This window comes from Streptomyces sp. SYP-A7185 (assembly GCF_046103685.1).
Classification (GTDB): Bacteria; Actinomycetota; Actinomycetes; order Streptomycetales; family Streptomycetaceae; genus Streptomyces.
This window is the reverse complement of record NZ_CP122310.1, coordinates 1520578-1540878: the sequence shown is the minus strand read 5'-3', so window position 1 is coordinate 1540878 and position 20301 is coordinate 1520578. Positions and strand designations below refer to the sequence as shown.

The window sequence follows — 20301 nt, the reverse complement described above, 5'->3', positions numbered from 1 at the left end:
GGGGTTCAGGGGGCGGCCGGGGGCGAGGGGGGAGTGGTGGGGTCGGCGGGCTCCTCGAAGCGGTGCTCGGCGAGGACACCCGCCTTGTGCCGCTGCACGAACCAGTAGTAGGCGAAGCCGCCGCAGGCCACGATGCCGATGAACAGGAACGCGCCCCAGCGCAGGTACCAGTGCTGCGGTCCCGTCGCGTTGTAGACCTCGGCGCGCGGCCAGGCCAGGTTGAGGGACATGGCCGCGCCCCAGAGCACGGCGAGGATGTTGACCGGAAGGCCGAACTTGCCGAGCGAGAACTTGCCCTCGGCGGGCTCCCACTGGCCGCGCAGCCGCCTGATCAGCATCGGCAGGGTGACCAGGAGGTAGGCCAGGTAGATCATGATGATCGCGATGCTGGTGATCACCGAGAAGATCTGCGGCTGATTGATGTTGATCACCAGGATGGCGACGCCGACCAGCCCGATGATGATCGCGGGCAGCACGGGCGTCTTGAACCGCGGGCTGACCTTGGCGAGCAGCGAGGACGCGGGCAGGCAGTTGTCGCGCGCCATGGCGAACGCGAGGCGGATGCCCGCGGCCTGCACGGCGAGTTCGCACACGGTGATGGCGACGACCACGCACCACAGCACGATCTCGCCGATGGTGGAGCCGAGCGTGCTCAGGACCACGTACTGAAGGCCGTCCACGGACAGTTCCTTCGCGTGCAGGTCCGGCACGGCCAGGAGCGCGAACAGCAGGATGAGCCCGCCGATGAGGAAGGAGAAGACGAGCGCCCGCAGGATCGCCCGCGGGGCGTTGCGGCTCGGGTCGAGGGACTCCTCGCCCAGCGAGGACGCGGTGTCGAAGCCGTACATCACGTACGCCGACGCCAGCGAGGCCGTCAGGAACGCCCCGAAGTATCCGAGGTTCTGGCCTTCGCCCAGGCCCCCGGTCTCCGTGATGGCGCTGGGGCCGCGGGTGATGTGCGCGGCGAGCAGCACGATCAGGACGACGGCCGCGATCAGCTCGATCAGCACGCCGGCGGAGTTGATCCGGGCCATCAGCTTGACGCCGAACGCGTTGACCAGGGTGGTGAACAGGATCAGCACGGAACCGAGCAGGACGGCGTTCTTCGCCGCGTCGGTGTCCCCGCTGCCGTCCCCGACGAACTGGAACGCGTCGGAGATCTGCGGCAGCGTGATCTGGTACGCGAGGGCGACCGCCGCCAGGGACACCATGGTCGCCGTCAGCATCATCCAGCCGCCGAGCCAGCCGACGTGCTTGCCGCCCAACTGCTTGGCCCAGTTGTAGACGGAGCCCGCGACGGGGAAGCGGGCGGCCAGCTCGCAGAAGCAGAGGGCCACCATCAGCTGCCCGACGAAGACCATCGGCCAGGACCACCAGTAGGCGGGACCGCCGAAGCTGACGCCGAAGTAGAAGAGCTGGAAGGTGCCGGTCAGGATCGAGATGTAGCTGATCCCGGCGGCGAAGGTGTGGAAGTTGCCCAGGGTGCGCTTGAGTTCGGGCCGGTAGCCGAGCTTGCCGAGCGCGTCGTCGTCGTCCTGGTGCTGCTGCCGGGCGGCGTCGGCGGCCGCGGCGCCCTTGGCGGGGTCCGTGCTCATTCGAACCACCTCTGGGGTGTCGCGGCGAGATTGCGCCAGACGTGCTTGGCCTCCTGGTACTCGGCGAGGCCCGCCGGGCCCAGTTCGCGGCCGAAGCCGGACTGCTTCATGCCGCCCCACTCCGCCTGCGGCACGTACGGATGGAAGTCGTTGATCCAGACCGTTCCGGCGCGCATCCTGGCAGCCACGCGCTGGCCCTTGCCGGTGTCCTGGGTCCAGACGGCGCCCGCGAGTCCGTAGACGGTGTCGTTGGCGAGCGCGACCGCCTCGTCCTCGTCGCGGAACCGCTCGACGGTCAGCACCGGGCCGAACGACTCGTCGGTGACCACCGACATGCCGGGGGTGCACTCGTCGAGCACGGTCGGCGGGTAGTAGTAGCCGTCGCGCAGCGCCGGGTCGTCGGGGCGCGCGCCGCCGCAGCGCAGGACCGCGCCCTCGGCGATGCCCGCCGCCACGTACGCCTCTACCTTGTCGCGGTGCGCCGCCGAGATCAGCGGACCGGTGCGGGCGTCCTGGTCGAAGGGGCCGCCGAGCCGGATCCGCCCGGCGCGCTCGACCACCTCGTCGACGAACCGGTCGTGCAGCCCGTCCTCGACCAGGAGCCGCGCCCCGGCCGAACAGACCTGGCCCGAGTGCAGGAAGATCGCCATCAGGGCGTAGTCGACGGCCGCCTCGAAATCGGCGTCGGCGAAGACGATGTTCGGGTTCTTGCCGCCCAGCTCCAGGGCGACCTTCTTCACCGTGGGGGCCGCGGCGGCCATGATGCGGCGCCCGGTGACGAGCCCGCCGGTGAAGGACACCATGTCGACGCGGGGGTCCTCGCTGAGCGGTGCGCCCGCGGTGGGGCCCGCGCCCAGGATCAGGTTGGCGGCGCCGCCGGGCAGCCCGGCCTCGGTGAGCAGGCGCATCAGGATGATGGAGGTGTGCGGGGTCAGCTCGCTGGGCTTGAGGACGAAGGTGTTGCCCGCGCCGAGCGCCGGGGCGACCTTCCAGGCCGTCTGGAGCAGCGGATAGTTCCAAGGCGTGATCAGCGCGCACACCCCGACCGGCTCGTGCACCACCCGGCTGTCGACGTCCGGGCTGCCCGCGTCCACCACCCGGTCGGTGCCGCCCGCCGCCGTCAGGTTGCCGAAGTAGCGGAAGCAGTTCGCGATGTCGTCCATGTCGTACTCGCTCTCCACGAGCCGTTTCCCGGTGTCCAGGGATTCGGCGCGGGCGAGCGCGTTCTTGTCGCGTTCGATGAGGTCGGCCACGCGCAGCAGCAGACGGCCGCGTTCGGCCGCCGGGACGCGCGGCCACGGTCCGTCGTCGAAGGCCTCACGGGCGGCGGCGATCGCCTTCGCGGCGTCCTTGGGCCCGGCTTCGTCGACGGTCGCGACCAGGGTGTTGTCCGCGGGGCAGCGGATCTCCCGGGTCTGCCCGTCCACGGCAGTGGTCCATGTTCCGCCGATGAACAGCTCCGGCATGACGGCTCCTCGGGGATGGGATGCGCGGGTGCTCCACGAATGGACGGTAAGGAGTACGCGCCGCGTCCGCACCACAAGAGCGGCTGTTCGGCGCATCCGCCCCGGTCCGCCTCCACGGCGACAGGCGTACCCGAAGACCGCGTGCGTCACTCCGATAGCCTGGAGGCACGATGAACCGGCTGATCACGTCATGGGGCGCGTACGACCTCACACGATTTCCCGAGGACCCGCGCGACCCGCTGCGCGCCTGGTCCGCCGCCGACGCCTATCTGCTGCGGCATCTGGCGGGCGAGGCGGATCCCAAGGCCGAGCAGCCGGACGAGGCGAAGCCCGTCGACCTCTCCGGCACCGTGGCCGTCGTCGGCGACCGCTGGGGCGCGCTGACCACGGCGCTCGCCGAGCACGGACCGACGATGATCACCGACTCGTTCCTGGCGCGCGAGGCCGCGCGGGCCAACGTGGCCCGGGCCGGGTTCGCGCCGGACGCGGTGCGCCTGGCGACCACCGGTGACGCCCCGCCCGGCCGGATCGACGTCCTCCTGGTGCGCGTGCCCAAGAGCCTGGCCCTCCTGGAGGACCAGCTGCACCGGCTCGCGCCCGCCCTGCACACGGGCACGGTCGTCGTCGGCACCGGAATGGTCACCGAGATCCACACCTCGACGCTCGACCTCTTCGAGCGGATCATCGGCCCCACGCGGACGTCGCTGGCCCGGCAGAAGGCGCGGCTCATCTTCAGCACACCGGATCCCGAGCGGGACGCCGGGCCCAGCCCGTGGCCGCGCTCCTACGTGCTCGACGCCGACTCCGGAGCGGGCGCGGGGCTGACCGCCGTCAACCACGCCGGCGTGTTCTGCGCCGAACGCCTCGACATCGGCACCCGCTTCCTGCTCCAGCACCTGCCGACCGGCCGGGGCGCCGCGCACGTCGTGGACCTGGGCTGCGGCAACGGCGTTCTCGGGACGGCCGCCGCCGTCGCCGACCCGGAGGCCACGGTCACCTTCGTCGACGAGTCGTATCCCGCAGTCGCGTCGGCCGAGGCCACCTTCCGCGCCAACGCCTCCGACGCCACGCGTGCGGAGTTCATCGCGGGTGACGCGCTGGCCACCGTCCCCGCCGGGTCGGTGGACCTGGTCCTGAACAACCCGCCCTTCCACACCCACCAGGCGACCTCCGGGGCGACCGCCTGGCGGATGTTCAGCGGGGCGCGGGCCGCGCTGCGCCCCGGCGGCGAGCTGTGGGTCGTCGGCAACCGCCATCTCGACTACCACGTGAAGCTGCGCAAGCTCTTCGGCAACTCCCAGGTCGTCGCGGGCAACCCGAAGTTCGTCATCCTGCGGGCGGTCAAGCGCGACCGCTGACACCGCCTCGCTCCCCGCGGGAGGCTCAGACGTCGAAGGCCGTCGCCCGGGTCACCTTCTCCCAGGCGGCGATCTCCGCGCGGACCGTGTCCAGGTGGCCGACGACCGCGTCCACGGCGTCCTCGCCCAGCGGCAGGCGCAGCGGGGTCTCGTCCGCGTCGAGCGCGGTGATGATCGCCGCGGCGGCCTTCGCCGGGTCGCCGGGCTGCTCGCCGTCGCCGCCCGCGACCATCGCGCGGGTGGCGCCCGCCGTCTGCGCGTAGTCCGGGATCTCGACCGGGCTCGCGCTGGTGTTGCCGAACAGGCTGGTGCGGAACGCGCCGGGCTCCACCACCAAGACCTTGATGCCGAGCGGCCCCACCTCGGCCGCCAGCGCCTCCGACATCCCTTCCAGGGCGAACTTCGTGCCGCTGTACGCGGAGAATCCCGCGAAGGACATCTGCCCGCCCATGCTGCTCATCTGCACGATCGCCCCCGAGCGCCGCGCCCGCATGTGCGGCAGGACGGCACGGGTCAGCGCGGCCGGGCCGAAGACGTGCACGTCGAACAGGGCGCGCAGCTCGGCGTCCGAGTCCTCCTCCAGGGCGCCGACGTGGCTGCGGCCCGCGTTGTTCACCAGGACGTCGATGCGGCCGTGCCGGTCGGTGACGTCCCGCACGGCGGCCTCGATGCCCGCCGTGTCGGTCACGTCCAGGGTGAGGGCCTCGACCTGGTCGGGGTGGGCGGCGACCAGGTCATCCAGGGAGGAGGCGGCTCGGGCGGTGGCCACGACCACACCGCCCGCGGCGACGGCCGCCTCGGTGATCGCCCGGCCGAAGCCGCTGTTCGCGCCGGTCACGAGCCATACCCTCGTCATCTCGAACTCCCTTTGTGTGGCGGCCGGTTCACTCGTCTCCGGCTCTGGGGATCATCGTGCGGCGGAATCCGGTGGCCCGTCCAAGACATGACGTGATAGCTGATGGTTATGGACCTACAGGGTTTTCGCGGCAGGGACGTGCACGGCAGGGATCTGCGGTACTTCGTCGCGGTGGCGCAGGAGTTGCACTTCACGCGCGCCGCCGAGCGGCTCTTCGTCTCGCAGCCCGCGCTGAGCAAGCAGATACGGGCGCTGGAGCGGCAGCTCGGCGCGGAGCTGTTCGTGCGGGACAGGCAAGGCGTGCGCCTCACCTCCGTGGGCGAGGCGCTCCTGCCGCACGCCCGCCAGGTGCTCGCCGCCTGGCGGTCGGGGGACGAGGCCGTGGAGCGGGCGAAGGTCCGGGAGCGGGCCACGCTCACGGTGGGCATGAGCACCCGGCCGGCCCGCGGCGGGCTGCTGCCCGCAGTGCGTTCCCGCTTCGGCGAGGCGCACCCCGACGCCACGATCCGGCTGCGGCAGGTGAGCTGGGAGGACGCCAGCGCGGGCCTCGCGGACGGCACGGCGGACGTGGCCTTCGTCTGGCTGCCGCTGCCGGACCAGGAGCGCTATGCGTGGGTGGTCGTCGCCGAGGAGCCGCGGCACGTGGCCCTTCCCGTGTCGCACGGCCTCGCGGACCAGGACGAGGTCGACTTCGCCGACCTCCTCGACGAACCCTTCCTCGCGCTGCCCGAGAGCGCCGGCGCGCTGCGGGACTACTGGCTCGCCCTGGACGCCCGCGCCGGCCGGCCGCCCCGTATCGGCGCGGAGATCGCCAGTACCGACGAGACGTACGAGGCACTCGTGGACGGCCGCGGGGTCTGCCTGGTCGCCGCGGGCAACGCGCCCCTGATCACGCTGGGCGGTGTCGTCACGCGCCCGGTCCGTGGCGTCACGCCCAGCAGGTTCGTCCTGGCCTGGCGCGCGGACGACGGCCGCCGCCCGCTGGTGGGCGCGTACGTCAAGGCGTGCGGGGAGGCGCTGGGACGGGCCGGACAGGCGCCCCTCGGCCCGTCGCGTCGCAACCGTTGACCTCGCCCCCACGCCCCCTTACCGTTTCCGCGTTCGGAGTATCAAATGGCGTTCGACATCACGAACACAGGGGTGGGGTGACGCCCTCCGCCTCGCGCGTCAAGGAGCCGCATGCGTCCCAGCGAAGTGCCCAGCCGTAGAACCGTGTTGCGAGGAACCCTGGCCGCCGGCGCGCTCGCCGCCGCGCCGGCCCTCACCCAGACGCCCGCCCGTGCGGCGTCCCAGGAGCCCGCCCCCGCCGCGCCCCGGGGTGCGGCCGCCTACCGCAACCCGCTCGTCGAACAGCGCGCCGACCCGCACATCCACCGCCACACCGACGGCCACTACTACTTCACGGCGACCTCGCCCGAGTACGACCGCATCGTCCTGCGCCGCTCCCGCACCCTGCGGGGACTGACGCGGGCGGAGGAGTCGGTCATCTGGCGGCGGCACACGAGCGGCGACATGGCCGCGCACATCTGGGCGCCGGAACTCCACCGCGTCGACGGCAAGTGGTACATCTACTTCGCCGCCGCGCCCGCCGACGACGTGTGGAAGATCCGGATCTGGGTCCTGGAGAACGCCAACGCCAATCCCTTCAAGGGAAGATGGGTGGAGAAGGGTCGGCTCGCCACCGCCTGGGACACCTTCTCGCTCGACGCCACCACCTTCACCCACCGCGGCAGCCGCTATCTCGCCTGGGCGCAGTACGAGCCCGGCACCGACACCAACACCGGTGTCTTCCTCTCCCGGATGGCGAACCCCTGGACGCTGACGGGGCCTCAGATACGCCTGACGACACCCGAGTACGCCTGGGAGTGCGTCGGCTTCAAGGTGAACGAAGGGCCCTCGGCCCTTCAGCGCAACGGCCGCGTCTTCCTCACCTACTCGGCGTCGGCGACCGACTCCCACTACTGCGTGGGGCTGCTCACCGCCGACACCCGCAGCGACCTCCTGGACCCGGCCTCCTGGGCCAAGTCGCCGACCCCCGTCTTCACCAGCAACGACACGACCAAGCAGTACGGCCCCGGCCACAACTGCTTCACCGTCGCCGAGGACGGCCGCACCGACGTCCTCGTCTACCACGCCCGCCAGTACAAGGACATCGTCGGCGACCCGCTGCACGACCCCAACCGCCACACCCGCGTCCAGAAGCTGGGCTGGAAGGCCGACGGCACCCCGGACTTCGGCATCCCGGTGGCCGACGCCGTCTAGCGCCCGGTCGCCGTATGGCGCCCGGTCAGGGGGCGGTGTCGAGCAAGGGGCGCAGGAACGAGCGTACGAAGGCGTTGCGGAACGTGCCCTGCGGGTCCAGGCGCCGTGCCAGGGCGGCGAAGTCCGCCGCGCGCGGATAGCGGGCGCCCAGCTCCGCGGGGTCGGTGCCGAACACCTTGCCCCAGTGCGGCCGGGGCCCGAACCGCGCCAGGCGCCCCTCGACGAGCGCGATCACCGGCAGCACGGCCGCCGTGTCGGGCACCCAGGTGAAGTGGAAGGCCACCGTGTCCCGGCCGTGGGCGGGGCTGAGCCACTGGGTGTCGGCGGCGACCGTGCGCACCTCGCACACCTGGAGGACGGGCGCCACCTCGTGCCGCAGGGCGGCCAGGGCGTGCAGGGCGGCCTGCGCGTGCTCACGCGGGAGCAGGTACTCCGACTGGAGCTCGGCGCCGCTGCTGGGCATGAACTCGGCCCGGAAGTGGGGCAGCCGCTCGTGCCAGGAGCCCGGCACGCCCAGCTGCTCGGTGCAGTGCACGGCCGAAATGCCCGGCACGGGATGGCGGGCCTCGCGCACGGGCGCCGCCCACGGGAAGTCGACGGGGGCGTCACCGCGCTGCTTGAGCCACACCTGATCGAAACGCGGAGCACGCCAGTCGGTGAACAGACTCACGCTGTACGCCGCTGAGGTCACCGCCTCGAAGTCCATGCGGTTGAGGGGGAGTTCGCCGAACACGTGCTGACTGACCACGTAGTGTGGATCCAGGTCGAGCGTGAGGGCCTCCACGACGCCGAGCGCGCCGAGCGAGACCACGGCGCCGTCGAAACCGTCGTCGCCGCGGTTCAGGACGCACGTCTGTCCGTCGGCCGTCACCAGCTCCACGCTGCGCACGGTCTCCGCGAGCGACTGGTTGGCGTTGCCCGAGCCGTGCGTCCCGGTGGCGACCGAACCGGCCACCGAGATGTGCGGCAGCGAGGCCATGTTGGGCAGGGAGAGCCCGGACGCGGCGACGGTCCTGGCCAGTTCGGCGTACCGCACACCGCCCGACACGCGCACCGTGTGCGCCGCGGTGTCCACGTCGATCGACGGTTCGAGGGCGGAGAGGGAGACGAGGGCCGTGCCCGCGGCGTCGCCGTCCACGTCCGCGATCCGGTTGAAGGAGTGGCCGCTGCCGAGCACCCGCACCTGCCTGCTCTCCGCGACGAGCGTCCGCAGGGCCTCACAGGACGTGGGCCGGTGCAGCTCGCGGGCCGAGAAGGTGATGTTCCCGGCCCAGTTGGTCACGGCGCCGTCCCGGCCGGTGGCCAAGGCGTCAGTCATGTTCGGGTCCTTCCCTCGCGGCTGCGGGAAAGGAGGCCCGCGCCTGCCCCCGCTGCGTTCATGGTTCACGACCATACGGCTCCGGACGGCAGGCCGGGGCGCCGGAAAACGCGCTCGTTTCAGGCCCGCATCACCAGCCGGTCGACGGCGGGGTTGCCCGAGCCGTAGGCCGCCGGAAGGAGCCCGGTCCCGCCGGTCGCGTACAGGGCCTGTTCGAGTCCGCCGATCAGCGGCTGTACGTCGACCGGCGGGCGGACCACCAGGCGCAGGAAGCGGCTGGAGCTGCCGATCTTGTTGCCGCACTCGCGGACCAGGATGCCGTGCTCCGTCAGGAGCCGGTCGCGCAGGGCGGCTCCGTCCACGCCGTCGGGCAGCCGCACGTACACGAAGTTCCCCTGGGAGGGGTAGCTGGTGAGTCCGGGGACCCGGCCGAGGTGCCAGAGCATCTCCTGGCGGTCGCGCCGCACCTGACGCAAGCTCAGGTCGTAGGCGTGGCGGTGCTGCTTCAGCATGAACACCACCGTCTCGGCGAAGGAGTTGAGGTTCCACTTCGGCAGCGCCGCGCGCACCCTGCCGGCCAGTCCCGGGTTGGCGACGAGGTAGCCGAAGCGCACGCCGTGCAGTCCGAAGTTCTTGCCGAGGCTGCGCAGCACGATGACGTTGGGCCGCAGCACCGCCTCGTCGGCGACGCTCGACTCCGGCCCCGCGTCGGCGAATTCGAGGAAGGACTCGTCCACCACGACCAGATCGAGGTCCTGAAGCGCGTCGAGCAGGGCGAGCACCGAGCGGCGCGGCAGGAAGCCGCCGTCGGGGTTGTTGGGGTTGCAGATGACGGCCGTGCGGGAGCCGCGGGCGCGGATGAAGCCGACGTAGGTCGCCGGGTCGAGCACGAAGCCGTCGGACTCCGGGAGCAGGAACATGTCGACCCGCTTTCCCGTCTCCATCGACTGGTCGGTCCACCGCCCGAACGTCGGCACGGGCACCGCGAGCGCGTCGCGCACCAGCAAGTGGTCGATCCAGGTGATGAGTTCGGTCGAGCCGTTGCCCATCACGACCGTCTGCGGGTTGAGTCCGAGGACGGCACTGAGCTCGGCGGTGATGGTGTCGGCGCCGCTCGGGTAGTACGTGAGGATGTCCCGCAGCCGCCCGCCGAGCTCCTCGTACATCTCGGGCGTGGGGAAGTACGGATTGCACGGGATGCAGAAGTCGACGAGCGGCCGCCCGCTGTCCGCCGCCGCCCTGTTCAGCGCGGAGTACGAGGGGCTGTGCGCGGTCGAGGCGCGAAAGAGAGCGGTGACGTTGCCCGCGTCTGCCATGGGAGCACTCCGGATGGTGAAGGTGGTGTCTCCCGTACATACGTACGTGGATGAGGGTGCGCTCAACCGGCGGGGCGGGAAGGGCGGGTGAGGCGTCGGTGTCCCTGGCGCGAACCCGCTCGGCCGCCCTGCGTCAGCCGGAGGTGCTGCGGGGGATCCAGACCCGCATGGCGCCCTCGTCGCGATGCGCCCACGCGTGGTACGGCAGCTGCCAGGAGGCGGCCTCCAGCCACGTGTGGACCTCGGAGCTCGCCGCGCGGAAGGTGGCGAGGTGCCCCGCCTGTTCGAGGCGCTCGGGTCCCCGGGCGATGCTCACCGCCGCGTTGGTGTGCCGCCGCGTGGCCCAGAAGCCGCCGGTGATGCGTGCCGCGGCGGCCGGGCGCAAGGCGGTGCGGGCGTCAGCGCGAAGACGGATCGGCCCCTGGGCGGATGCCGCGGCCGGGGGCGTGCGATCGGGCATACGTGCCATTCCTTGGTGCCATGTGCGTTCGATATCTGGAACATCGTTCGGACATCTGCTGACACCGCCGACGCTATCGCGGGCCGCCGGGCGCGGGGGAGAAGTCGACCGCATCGGCCACCTTCGTCTCACGTCCGCCCCCGGCCGTGGCTCCTACGATCAGGGCCCATGAGCCTCCGCCTGCTGATCTACAGCCGCACGACCGCCTACCGGCACGCCTCGATCCCCGCCGGAGTGGCCGCCCTGAGCGAGCTGGCCGCCGCGAGCGGCTGCCCGGCCGACGCGACCGAGGATCCGGCCGTCTTCGAGCGGGACCTGTCCGGCTACGCGGCGATCGTCTTCCTCTCCACCAGCGGCGACGTCCTCACCCCGGCCGGGCGGTCGGCGCTGCGCGCCCACCGGGCCGCGGGCGGCGGCTTCATGGGGGTGCACGCGGCGGCCTGCACCGAGTACGACTGGCCGTACTACGGCGAGCTGCTCGGCGCGCGCTTCGCGCGCCATCCCGCCCACCAGCCCGGCCGTCTGATCGTCGAGGACCACGCGCACCCGGCCACCGAACACCTCCCCGCCGCCTGGGAGTTCACCGACGAGTGGTACGACTTCCGGGCCTCGCCGCGCGGCGCGGTGCGGGTCCTGGCGTCCGCCGACGAATCCTCGTACGAAGGGGGCGGGATGGGGGCCGACCATCCCCTGGTGTGGTGCCACGAGCGCGGCGGCCCGATGTTCTACACGGCGCTGGGCCATGCCGAGGAGGCCTATGCGGATCCGCTCTTCCGCGGCCACCTCCTGGGCGGCCTGCGGTACGTGACCGGCCTCGGCTGAGCGGCCCGCGCGGCGGTGCGGGCAGGTCAGGGCACGGGTGAGCCCCCGCCGCTTGCGGCGGGGGCTCGTGCCAGGATTCAGCCGGGCTTGCGCCGGGTCCTAGAGGGTGCCGGAGGCGGCGATGGCGACCTCGGCCTTGGTGGCGCCGGACTGCGAGCCGTAGCTCTCGATCTTCTTGACGAGGGCCAGGCTCTCCTCGTCCGCGACCTCACCGAAGACGACGTGCTTGCCGTCGAGCCAGCTCGTGACGACCGTGGTGATGAAGAACTGCGAGCCGTTCGAGTTCGGGCCGGCGTTGGCCATCGAGAGCAGGCCCGGCTTGGTGTGCTTGAGCTGGAAGTTCTCGTCGGCGAACTTCGGGCCGTAGATGCTCTTGCCGCCGGTGCCGTTGCCGGCGGTGAAGTCGCCGCCCTGGAGCATGAAGTCCGGGATGACGCGGTGGAACTTCGAGCCGGCGTAGCCGAAGCCCTTTTCGCCGGTGGCGAGCGCGCGGAAGTTCTCCACGGTCTTCGGCACGACGTCGTCGAAGAGGTTGAACGTGATGCGGCCTTCGGGCTTGCCGTCGATGGTGATGTCGAAATAAGCCTTGATTGTCATGGTCCTCATCCTGTCATTGCCCTGTCCCCGCTCGCCAACCGAACCCCCCGAAGGCCCTGCCCTTACCTGTTTGACCAGGCATGATGGCGTTTGTGACCGGCTCGTGCGCCGGGTTTGAAGATCTTCTTCAGTCCGTTCCGATCCGCATGAAGGTGATCGAATGCGCCGGGAAGGTGTACGAGAACGTGTCGGACACGCCCCGGAACGTCGACGTCACCGGTTTGACCGGTGTCGCGTCCTTCGTGTTCTCCGCGGCCGGGTCGGCGGCGAGCGTGGTCACCTTCGCGGTCGGCCCGGCCTGCGCGCCCCGGCCGAGACCGATCTTGGTGCGGGCATCCGAACCCTGCGCGTTGACGACCTTCACGATGAGGTCGCCGGTGGCCTTGTCGCGGGTGACGACCTGGCGGAACGGCTCGGCGGGCTTGTCGTCCGTGAACGATCCCCACTTCTGGCCGTCGAGGAACAGCGTCACCTGGCGTCCGCGCACCTCCACACGCAGGTCGTAGCTGCGGCCCGTCTCGACGGTCGTCGTGTCCTCGATCATGGTCTGCTTCGCGCCGTCGGCGGTCTTCTCCACGGCCGACCGGCTGTTGTTCCAGCCGCCCAGGTTCCACCAGTAGTGGTTGCCGGTGTCCTTGACCCCGAAGGCGACCAGGAAGCCCTCCTTGCCGGACTTCTTGGTGGCCTTCACGTTCAGGTCGTAGTTCTGCCAGCCCTTGTCGCCCGCCGTGACCAGGGTGTCCTCCGCGGCCTCGTCGGACTGGACGTACGCCCCGTCCTGGACGGCCCAGGTGCCCCTGCCTGCCGCCTCGCTCCACCGGCCGTCGCCGCCGGAGAAGTCGTCGGCCAGGAGCGTCGCGCCGTCCTCTCCGGTGACCCGCACGTCGTCGTACGCGGCGCTGGTGGCCCAGGTGGACAGGCCGACGGCGCCGGTGATGGGGCCGGAGGCGGCGGGGGTGCCGGACGCGGTGGACGGCACGACCTCGTCACCGACGTTGCGCATGAAGAGCTTCTGCGTCTCGTAGTTGGCCGAGCCCCATGACTGGTCGTTGTCGAACCAGATCATGTTCGGCTTCCACTGCACGTAGTCCTCGTTGGCGAGCAGCGGGGCGTACGAGGCGAGCTTGACGACGTCGGCGTTGCGTTCCAGGCCGGTCATGAAGGCCGCTTCGGACAGGGCGTTGGAGAAGGTGTTGCCCTGCGAGGCGTACTCGCCGAGGAAGACCTGCGGGCCCGTGCGGTCGTAGGAGTCGTATCGGTCGTTGTTCTCCAGGAACCACCGCGGGCTGTTGTAGTAGTGCTCGTCGACCATCGCGACGTCCGCGTCCCGGTTGAGCTGCCAGGCCTTGTCGAAGACGGGGCCGCTGTCGTCCGGGCCGGAGTTGGAGATGACGGTGATGTCCGGGTGCTTCGCCTCGATGGCCGACCGGAACTCCTGGAAGCGGGCGAAGAACTCCTGCGGCAGGTTCTCTTCGTTGCCCACCTCCAGGTGGGTGAGACGGAAGGGCTTGGGGTGGCCCATCGCCGCCCGCTTCTTGCCCCACTCGCTGGTCGCCGGGCCGTTGGCGAACTCGATGAGGTCCAGGGTGTCCTGGATGTGCCGCTTGAGGAGGGCCGGGTCATCGGTGGCCTTGTTCTGGCCGCAGCCGGTCACCAGGGCGGGTACCACGGGCAGCGGCATGGCCCCGGTGTCCTCGGCGAACTGGAAGTACTCGTAGTAGCCGAGGCCGTAACTCTGGTTGTAGCCCCAGAAGTTGCTGTTCGTGGCGCGCTGCTCGACCGGTCCGATGGTGTCCTTCCACTGGTAGGAGCGCTTGCGCTGCCAGCCGGACGCCTCGTCGTACGCCTCGTGGGAGCCGGTGTTGACCAGGCAGCCGCCGGGGAAGCGCAGAAAGCCCGGGTCCAGGTCGGCGATCTTCTGGGCGAGGTCCTTGCGCAGGCCGTTGGTGCGGCCCTTGTAGGTGTCGCGGGGGAAGAGGGAGATCTCGTCGAGGGCGACCGGCGCGCCCGATGCGACCGTGAGCCGCCCGGCGGCGGAGGTGCGGGCGGCGGTGAAGGACGCCTCGTACTTCGCCCAGCCGCCGCGCGCGGTGACGCGGCGGGCCGGGGCCAGGGCGCCGGAGGCGTCGCGCAGTTCGAGGGAGAGGGGGGACTTGTCCGCCCCGCCGGTGCGGGCCCAGACCGAGAAGTCGTAGCGCTTGTTCTTGGTGACCGCGATGCCGGTGTTGTAGCCGGAGTTGGTCACCGACGCGCCCGCCCCCAGCGAGAGGTAGGTGCGGTTGCGGGCGTTCAGGCGGCCGTCGTCGTTCACCGCCTTGGCGGCACCGGAGGTGGCCCACGAAGTCAGCGGTGTGTAGGCGGCGTTGTCGGCGGTGGAGTACTCGAAGGAGCGGTTCTGGACGAGTTCGGCGTAGAGGCCGCCGTCCGCCGCGCGGTTGATGTCCTCGTAGAAGACGCCGTACATCGAGTCGTCGATCCGCGGGCCGGTGCGGGTCGTGTCGACGTCGATGGTGTAGTCGGCGGGTCCGGCCGCGGCGGTGGGTCCCGCGGCGAGCGTTCCGGTGAGCAGGGCCCCCAGGGTGAGCCCGATCCTCCAGCGTCTGCGTGCCATGCGTACCCCAGTCTGTGCGGTATTTCGAACAGTGGTCAGTGGGTCGAACGCAACTTAGAGAGCGCGGAGCGGCACGTCAACGCATCGCGCAGGAAGTGGTCCGAGGTGCGTCCCGGGGTTCGTGATCTCGAACGACTTCCGGGAGGAAGGGGGACCGACCGGGCCGAGCCGAACGGCCGTGGCGGCGTGGATGGGGCCGTCAACTCGGCCGGGTGACATGATGAGTCGAAGCGCTTCGCCCCGCCTCACGGCCTCCCCCACGCCCGCCCAGGAGAACTGCATGGTCACCCTCGCCGAGGTAGCCCACCACGCCGGAGTCTCGGCCAGCACCGTGAGCTACGTACTCAGCGGCAAGCGGTCCATCTCCGCCTCCACCAAGGACCGCGTCGAGCGGTCCATCAGGGAGCTCGGCTACCACCCGAACGCCGGCGCCAGGGCCCTGGCCAGCAGCCGATCCAACATCATTGCGCTGATGGTGCCGCTGCGCACCGACATGTACGTGCCGGTGATGATGGAGATAGCCGTCGCCGTCGCCACCACGGCACGCACCCATGGGTACGACGTGCTGCTCCTGACCGGCGAGGAGGGCCCCGAGGCGGTGCGCCGCGTCGAGGGCAGCGCGCTCGCCGACGCGATGATCCTGATGGACGTGGAACTGCACGACGAGCGCTTGCCGCTGATCCGGGGGACCGGACGGCCCGCGGTCCTCATCGGCCTCCCCGCCGATCCCACGGGCCTGACCTGCGTGGACCTCGACTTCGTGGCGACCGGCGCGCGGTGCGTGGAGTACCTCGCCGGACTCGGCCACCGGGAGATCGCCGTGATCGGCGAGGCGCCCGCGGTCTACGAGCGGCACACCGGCTTCGCGGAACGCACCCTGGACGGGCTGCGCGGGCGGGCCCGCGAGCTCGGCGTGCGGGTGCTGCACCGCCCCTGCGAGGGGACGTACGACGCGCTCGCCGCGACCCTGGCCCGGATCTCCGACGAACGCCCCGGCACCACGGGCTTCGTCGTGCAGAACGAATCGGCCGTGGAGCCCCTCCTGAGCCTCCTGCGCCGGCAGGGCCGCGCCATACCGGAAGACGTCTCCGTCGTCGCCGTCTGCCCCGACCAGGTCGCCACCCAGTCCTCGGTCCGCCTCACCTCGGTCGCCGTCCCCGCCCAGGAGCTGGGCCGCCGGGCGGTGGAACGCGTAGTCGCCAAGCTGCGGGGCGAGGCCGTGGACGAAGTGACCCTGCTGGCACCGGAGTTGACGGTCCGGGCCAGCTCGGGGCCCGGGCCCGCCAAGGGCTGACGCCGGAGGGCCGGGCCGCCCCTCAGGGATCGGGGGAGAGCGTCAGGACGCCACCGGCTCGCGTGTCGCGTCCTGGGCCCGCAGGACGGGCTTGACCACCTTGCCGCCCGCGTTGCGGGGGAGTTCGGTGGCCAGGACGAGGTCCTTGGGCCACTTGAAGGAGGCGAGCTTCCCGTCCAGGAACCGCGTCAGCTCCCCCAGTGTCAGGTCGGCACCCGGGGTGAGGGTGACGTAGGCGACGGGCACCTGGCCCCAGCGCTCGTCGGCCCTGCCGATCACCGCGACCTCCCATACCGAGGGGTGCCCGGCGACGGCGTTCTCCAGTTCGGCGCAGTAGATGTTCTCGCCGCCGCTGATGATCATGTCCTTCTTGCGGTCGACCACCCAGACGAAGCCCTCCTCGTCCCGTTTGACCAGGTCACCGGAGTGGAACCATCCGCCCTTGAAGGCCTCCGCGGTCTCCTGCGGCTTCTGCCAGTACCCCTGGGTGAGCGTCGGCCCGCGGTAGACGATCTCCCCGACCTCTCCGACGGCGACGTCGTTCATCTCCGCGTCGACGATGCGGTACTGGATGCTCGGGATCGGCCTGCCGACCGAGCCGAGCTTGCGCAGGGAGTCCTCGCCGCGCAGCACGCAGGTGATCGGCGAGGTCTCGGTCTGGCCGAACACGGCCACGTTGAGGGCGTCGGGGAACGTCTCGCCCATCGCGCGCAGGGTGGCGTCGCTCGCGGGGGCGGCGCCCCAGCTGATGATCCGCAGCTTGAGGTCGCGCCGGTCGATGTCGGGCTGCGCGCAGAGCAGGTCCCACTGCTGCGGGACGTTGAACACGACGGTGGCGCCCTCGCGTTCGTAGGCGTCAAGGACCGCCCCCGGGTCGAAGGTCCCCAGTGGATGGATGACGACGGTGCCGCCCACCACGAAGTTCGCCACGATCGAGCCCAGACCCGCGATGTGGAAGAAGGGTGCCGTCAGGAAACCGACGTCGGAGTCGTCGAACATCTCCATCGCGCGGATGCACGTGATCGCCTGCACCTGCATGTTGCGGTGGGACAGCATCACCCCCTTCGGCCGGCCGGTGGTGCCCGAGGTGTACATGATCAGCGCGGTCGTCTCCTCGCCGATGTCGGGCAGCTCCATCGGCTCGTGGGCCGAGAGGAACTCCTCGTACGCGAGGTGGTCCTGGGCCCCGGCCCCGCCCGGTTCCCCGATGACGACGACCGTGCCGATCTTCGCCGCGTTCGGCACGGACCGCAGCAGGGGCAGCAGCCGTGCGTCGACGACGATCGCCGACGGGGTGCAGTCGGCCAGGACGTGGTCCAGTTCCGGCGGTGCGAGCCGGAAGCTGAGCGGTACGGCCATGGCGCCCAGGCTGTTCGCCGCGAACACGCTCTCCACGAACCACGGATGGTTCAGCGTCAGCAGGGCCACGCGGTCACCGGCGGCGACCCCGCGGCCGGCGAACGCGGCGGCCAGTCGCAGCGACCGGCGCGAGAGCTGTGACCAGGTGGTGGTCTGCCCGAGGTGGCGCAGCGCGGGCTTGTCGGGACGCGTCATCGCGTGCGTCGCCGCCTGGGACATCCAGTGCTGCCGGAAGGACCATGCGGGAGCCGTGTCTGTCGACATGGGTTATTCCTCGGGTGCCGGTTCGATGGGTGGGCGCTGGAGCAGTATGGCGTTCACCACGGGTGCGGGAGAAGCCTTTTGTTAATGGGAAATCACATGGGGCGCGGCGCGGGACCCAGTGCTCGCACGGTCTGTGCCCAGGTGATCCCGGGCATGATCCGACGTGTGGTTGACTGGGCCGCATGGCGCCGTATCCGCATGCTTCTGGCCGGTCATGACCGTCGAGTCGACCTCGGCCACCCGGCCGCGCAACCGCAGGCAGCTCATCGTCGAGGCGGCCGGCCGGCGCTTCAGCGAGCGCGGCTATCACGCGGCGTCCATGGAGGACATCGCCGCCGCCGTGGGCATCACGGCCGCGGCCCTGTACCGGCACTTCCCGAACAAGTACGCGCTGTTCGCCGAGTGCGCGCACGCCATGGTGGACCGCCTCGTCGCCGCGCTCGACGAACTGCCGCCCGAGGCGGAACCGGCCGAGGTGCTCACCGCCCTGATCCGGGTCACCGTCGCCCATCGTGCGTCGGGCGGCGTGTACCGCTGGGAGGCCCGGTATCTCGACCGTGAGGACCGGCTGCTGCTGCGGGGGAAGTTCACGCGGGTCGTCGGGCGGGTGGCCGACGCGGTGCGGCGCGAGCGCCCGCTGCCGGACGAGGAACTGCGGGTCGTGGCGGCGCTCGGCGCCATCGGGTCCCTCACCATGCATCACACCTCCATCGCTCAACGCCGGGTCGAAGAACTGCTTTTGACGTGCGCCCTGCGCGTGATCGCGACCGATCCCGCGGCGGCCGTGCGCGGCGGGCGCCGCGTGGAGCTGCCGGCGCTGCCGGTGCCGCGGTCGCGGCGTGCGGAGATCCTCGCCGCCGCCGTCCCGCTGTTCGCCCGGGACGGGTTCGCCAACGTCACCAACGGTCAGATCGCCCGGGCGGTGGGCCTCGCCCCGTCCGCGCTCTACCGCCACTACCCGGGCAAGGTCGACATCCTGGTGGCGGCGTGCCTCCAGGCGGCGGGCTTGCTGGCCCAGGCGGTGGACCAGAGCCTTCAGGAAGTGGCCGATCCACACGAGGCGGTCGTGGCCCTCGCGGCGACCTACGTGGCCTACAGCTTCGAGCACACCGCGCTCACCAGCGTCGCCGAGGCCGAGTTCGCCGGCCTGCCGGACGACCAGCGCGGCCCCCTGCTCCTGGCGCAGCGGGAGCACATCGCCGTCTGGGAACAGCAGTTGCGGCTCGCCCGTCCTGAGCTGGACCCGCGGCAGGCGCGGGTGCTCGTCCATGCCGGGTTCGGCGTGGTGGTCGAGGCCGGGCGGCGGCTGCGGTGGCGGGACAGCCCCGACCACCGGGCGGCCGTGACCGGCCTCGTCGTGGGTGCGCTGGGCCTTTGAGGGCGGCGCTGACCGTGCCGGCAGCGTTGGCGTCCACGTCGGCTGAGACACCGCCGCCCGGGCCGGCCGCGCGGGTGCCCGACCGGTGCTTCAACTCGGCCTGTTCCCCGTCGGGATGACGATGGGGGTGGTCTGTCCCGAGCCGCCGTTGTTCAAGAACGCCATGGCCAGGGCGCGCACGAACTGGTCGAACATGTAGAAGGCCCCCGGCGCGACGGGCGAGAGCCCCTCGCGGAACAGGATGAAGGCCGGCCACACCGTACGGATCAGGGTCGCCGACGCGTAGTCGCGCTTCAGCCCCAGCCAGTCGCCGATCTCGTTGCTCAGGACGTAGCGAACGAACTCGTTGAGGAACCCGCGGGTGACCCCCAGATCGATCTCGGCGGTCAGCCCGAGCAGGTCCTCGGCCAGTTCGATCCCCTCGGTGGTGGGGGAGAGGATCGGCGTGAGCACCTGACCCGACTGCGCCTCCGCGTCGGCCCACGTCTTGGGGATGTACTCGTCCCGTACGCCGAGCAGGTGCAGGGCGACCTGCCAGCTGTGCAGGAAGGCCTCCTGGTCCGCGGCCGGGAACGGGACCTTCCAGTCGAGCAGCTTCCTGCGCACGTAGGTGCCCAGGCTGTGGAAGGTGACCAGGATGTCGGCGTTGCTGATCGGGATCTTCTGGTCCGAGACCGCCGTCCAGTGGGGTGATTGCGGCAGCAGGTGGCGCACGGCGGCGTGCACCAGACGCGTCTTGTTGGAGGTGACCACCATCTGGCCCGTCGGCTCGAAGCCCTTCAGCTGGGCCAGGTCGTAGCCGAACGTGAAGGTCTTGGCCGCGCGGTCCTTCATGTCGGCGCCGCCCGCGGACCAGTAGACGCTCTTGGCCTCCCGGGGGATCACCGTGCTCATGATCCCGCTGCCGAGGCCGTAGAGGACGAAGAGGTAGGTGTCCTTGCGCCGGTTGAAGTCGGCGGCGCGGGCCAGCTTGGCCGGGTCCGCCCAGGAGGGCAGCTTGTTGACCTTGCGCAGGTACGCGGTGAGCTCGGGCGGCAGGCCGCCGGGCAGTGGGTCGTTGTTGTTCACCCATGAGGCCATCGCGGTGTTGACGGCCGGGATCTGGTCCTTGGCGAAGAGCGAGGCCACCAGCTGGTCGACCTCGTCGTCCCACACGTATTCCGGGTCGGTGCCCGCGCCGGCTCCGGCGACCGATCCCGTCGGCGGCCACGCCCACGCGTCGGTGGTGCCCGCCGCGCCCACGAGGCCCAGTGCGGCGCCGAGGGACAGCACTTTTCTGCGGCTGAGATTGTGCATTTACTTACTCGCCTTCCTGGTAGGACGTGCGGCTCATCACGCCTTGTTC

Annotated in this window: 16 protein-coding genes; 6 read left to right on the top strand and 10 right to left on the bottom strand. The window is 71.1% G+C overall.

Annotation, left to right across the window (positions count from 1 at the left end; genetic code table 11):
- Nucleotides 1-5: 5 nt before the first annotated feature.
- Entirely contained in the window at nucleotides 6-1595 is a 1590-nt protein-coding gene (locus QBL25_RS06555; RefSeq protein WP_409056042.1) for an APC family permease, read from the bottom strand.
- Nucleotides 1592-3061: an aldehyde dehydrogenase family protein gene (locus QBL25_RS06550; protein ID WP_409056041.1), complete on the bottom strand. Its 1470-nt coding sequence runs from the start codon at nucleotides 3059-3061 to the stop codon at nucleotides 1592-1594. The genes QBL25_RS06555 and QBL25_RS06550 overlap by 4 nt, the downstream gene beginning before the upstream one ends.
- 170 nt (nucleotides 3062-3231) lie before the next feature.
- Between QBL25_RS06550 and QBL25_RS06545 the strand changes: the two genes are divergently transcribed.
- Nucleotides 3232-4419, top strand: a complete 1188-nt coding sequence (locus tag QBL25_RS06545) for a methyltransferase (RefSeq protein WP_409056040.1) — start codon at nucleotides 3232-3234, stop codon at nucleotides 4417-4419.
- A gap of 25 nt (nucleotides 4420-4444) precedes the next feature.
- Here the strand turns inward: QBL25_RS06545 and QBL25_RS06540 are convergent, their stop codons facing one another.
- Nucleotides 4445-5275: an oxidoreductase gene (locus QBL25_RS06540; protein ID WP_409056039.1), complete on the bottom strand. Its 831-nt coding sequence runs from the start codon at nucleotides 5273-5275 to the stop codon at nucleotides 4445-4447.
- Between the two features lie 108 nt (nucleotides 5276-5383).
- On the opposite strand from QBL25_RS06540, the gene QBL25_RS06535 reads away from it, so the two are divergent.
- Together QBL25_RS06535 and QBL25_RS06530 are read left to right on the top strand one after the other, a co-directional pair.
- A complete protein-coding gene (locus QBL25_RS06535) occupies nucleotides 5384-6343 on the top strand; it encodes a LysR family transcriptional regulator (RefSeq protein WP_409056038.1) in 960 nt (319 codons plus the stop codon).
- A gap of 111 nt (nucleotides 6344-6454) precedes the next feature.
- A complete protein-coding gene (locus tag QBL25_RS06530) occupies nucleotides 6455-7537 on the top strand; it encodes a family 43 glycosylhydrolase (protein ID WP_409056037.1) in 1083 nt (360 codons plus the stop codon).
- A gap of 25 nt (nucleotides 7538-7562) precedes the next feature.
- Here the strand turns inward: QBL25_RS06530 and QBL25_RS06525 are convergent, their stop codons facing one another.
- From QBL25_RS06525 to QBL25_RS06515, 3 genes are all read right to left on the bottom strand, one after another.
- Nucleotides 7563-8855, bottom strand: a complete 1293-nt coding sequence (locus tag QBL25_RS06525) for an FAD-binding protein (RefSeq protein ID WP_409056036.1) — start codon at nucleotides 8853-8855, stop codon at nucleotides 7563-7565.
- Between the two features lie 119 nt (nucleotides 8856-8974).
- Entirely contained in the window at nucleotides 8975-10171 is a 1197-nt protein-coding gene (locus QBL25_RS06520) for a pyridoxal phosphate-dependent aminotransferase (RefSeq protein WP_409056035.1), read from the bottom strand.
- Between the two features lie 133 nt (nucleotides 10172-10304).
- Complete coding sequence (locus QBL25_RS06515) at nucleotides 10305-10631, bottom strand: hypothetical protein (protein WP_409056034.1); 327 nt, start codon at nucleotides 10629-10631, stop codon at nucleotides 10305-10307.
- 168 nt (nucleotides 10632-10799) lie between these two features.
- Here QBL25_RS06515 and QBL25_RS06510 point away from each other — a divergent pair, with 168 nt between their 5' ends.
- Nucleotides 10800-11453 carry a ThuA domain-containing protein gene (locus QBL25_RS06510; RefSeq protein WP_409056033.1) on the top strand — a complete coding sequence of 218 codons (654 nt, stop codon included), beginning with the start codon at nucleotides 10800-10802 and terminating at the stop codon, nucleotides 11451-11453.
- A 99-nt stretch (nucleotides 11454-11552) separates the two neighbouring features.
- On the opposite strand, the gene QBL25_RS06505 is transcribed toward QBL25_RS06510, so the two are convergent.
- Complete coding sequence (locus QBL25_RS06505; RefSeq protein ID WP_409056032.1) at nucleotides 11553-12050, bottom strand: peptidylprolyl isomerase; 498 nt, start codon at nucleotides 12048-12050, stop codon at nucleotides 11553-11555.
- 127 nt (nucleotides 12051-12177) lie between these two features.
- Nucleotides 12178-14661, bottom strand: coding sequence for an alpha-L-arabinofuranosidase C-terminal domain-containing protein (locus QBL25_RS06500; RefSeq protein WP_409056031.1), 2484 nt, complete (start codon nucleotides 14659-14661; stop codon nucleotides 12178-12180).
- A 280-nt stretch (nucleotides 14662-14941) separates the two neighbouring features.
- Here QBL25_RS06500 and QBL25_RS06495 point away from each other — a divergent pair, with 280 nt between their 5' ends.
- Complete coding sequence (locus tag QBL25_RS06495) at nucleotides 14942-15955, top strand: LacI family DNA-binding transcriptional regulator (RefSeq protein WP_409056030.1); 1014 nt, start codon at nucleotides 14942-14944, stop codon at nucleotides 15953-15955.
- A gap of 42 nt (nucleotides 15956-15997) precedes the next feature.
- Here the strand turns inward: QBL25_RS06495 and QBL25_RS06490 are convergent, their stop codons facing one another.
- Nucleotides 15998-17578, bottom strand: coding sequence for a long-chain-fatty-acid--CoA ligase (locus QBL25_RS06490; protein WP_409056029.1), 1581 nt, complete (start codon nucleotides 17576-17578; stop codon nucleotides 15998-16000).
- A gap of 214 nt (nucleotides 17579-17792) precedes the next feature.
- Between QBL25_RS06490 and QBL25_RS06485 the strand changes: the two genes are divergently transcribed.
- Nucleotides 17793-18956 (top strand): TetR/AcrR family transcriptional regulator, encoded by a 1164-nt coding sequence (locus tag QBL25_RS06485; RefSeq protein WP_409056028.1) that lies wholly within the window; start codon nucleotides 17793-17795, stop codon nucleotides 18954-18956.
- A gap of 90 nt (nucleotides 18957-19046) precedes the next feature.
- On the opposite strand, the gene QBL25_RS06480 is transcribed toward QBL25_RS06485, so the two are convergent.
- The gene (locus tag QBL25_RS06480) at nucleotides 19047-20252 is read right to left on the bottom strand and encodes an oxygenase MpaB family protein (RefSeq protein WP_409056027.1); all 1206 of its coding nucleotides are present in this window, start codon (nucleotides 20250-20252) and stop codon (nucleotides 19047-19049) included.
- Nucleotides 20253-20301: the final 49 nt, after the last annotated feature.

What these genes read in the sequence shown, in the direction of transcription:
- QBL25_RS06500 (WP_409056031.1), bottom strand. Translation starts at nt 14,661, where the DNA reads ATGGCACGCAGACGCTGGAGGATCGGGCTCACCCTGGGGGCCCTGCTC.
- QBL25_RS06520 (WP_409056035.1), bottom strand. Translation starts at nt 10,171, where the DNA reads ATGGCAGACGCGGGCAACGTCACCGCTCTCTTTCGCGCCTCGACCGCG.
- QBL25_RS06550 (WP_409056041.1), bottom strand. Translation starts at nt 3,061, where the DNA reads ATGCCGGAGCTGTTCATCGGCGGAACATGGACCACTGCCGTGGACGGG.
- QBL25_RS06485 (WP_409056028.1), top strand. Translation starts at nt 17,793, where the DNA reads ATGACCGTCGAGTCGACCTCGGCCACCCGGCCGCGCAACCGCAGGCAG.
- QBL25_RS06555 (WP_409056042.1), bottom strand. Translation starts at nt 1,595, where the DNA reads ATGAGCACGGACCCCGCCAAGGGCGCCGCGGCCGCCGACGCCGCCCGG.
- QBL25_RS06505 (WP_409056032.1), bottom strand. Translation starts at nt 12,050, where the DNA reads ATGACAATCAAGGCTTATTTCGACATCACCATCGACGGCAAGCCCGAA.
- QBL25_RS06540 (WP_409056039.1), bottom strand. Translation starts at nt 5,275, where the DNA reads ATGACGAGGGTATGGCTCGTGACCGGCGCGAACAGCGGCTTCGGCCGG.
- QBL25_RS06490 (WP_409056029.1), bottom strand. Translation starts at nt 17,578, where the DNA reads ATGTCGACAGACACGGCTCCCGCATGGTCCTTCCGGCAGCACTGGATG.
- QBL25_RS06525 (WP_409056036.1), bottom strand. Translation starts at nt 8,855, where the DNA reads ATGACTGACGCCTTGGCCACCGGCCGGGACGGCGCCGTGACCAACTGG.
- QBL25_RS06480 (WP_409056027.1), bottom strand. Translation starts at nt 20,252, where the DNA reads ATGCACAATCTCAGCCGCAGAAAAGTGCTGTCCCTCGGCGCCGCACTG.
- QBL25_RS06495 (WP_409056030.1), top strand. Translation starts at nt 14,942, where the DNA reads ATGGTCACCCTCGCCGAGGTAGCCCACCACGCCGGAGTCTCGGCCAGC.
- QBL25_RS06530 (WP_409056037.1), top strand. Translation starts at nt 6,455, where the DNA reads ATGCGTCCCAGCGAAGTGCCCAGCCGTAGAACCGTGTTGCGAGGAACC.
- QBL25_RS06535 (WP_409056038.1), top strand. Translation starts at nt 5,384, where the DNA reads ATGGACCTACAGGGTTTTCGCGGCAGGGACGTGCACGGCAGGGATCTG.
- QBL25_RS06545 (WP_409056040.1), top strand. Translation starts at nt 3,232, where the DNA reads ATGAACCGGCTGATCACGTCATGGGGCGCGTACGACCTCACACGATTT.
- QBL25_RS06515 (WP_409056034.1), bottom strand. Translation starts at nt 10,631, where the DNA reads ATGCCCGATCGCACGCCCCCGGCCGCGGCATCCGCCCAGGGGCCGATC.
- QBL25_RS06510 (WP_409056033.1), top strand. Translation starts at nt 10,800, where the DNA reads ATGAGCCTCCGCCTGCTGATCTACAGCCGCACGACCGCCTACCGGCAC.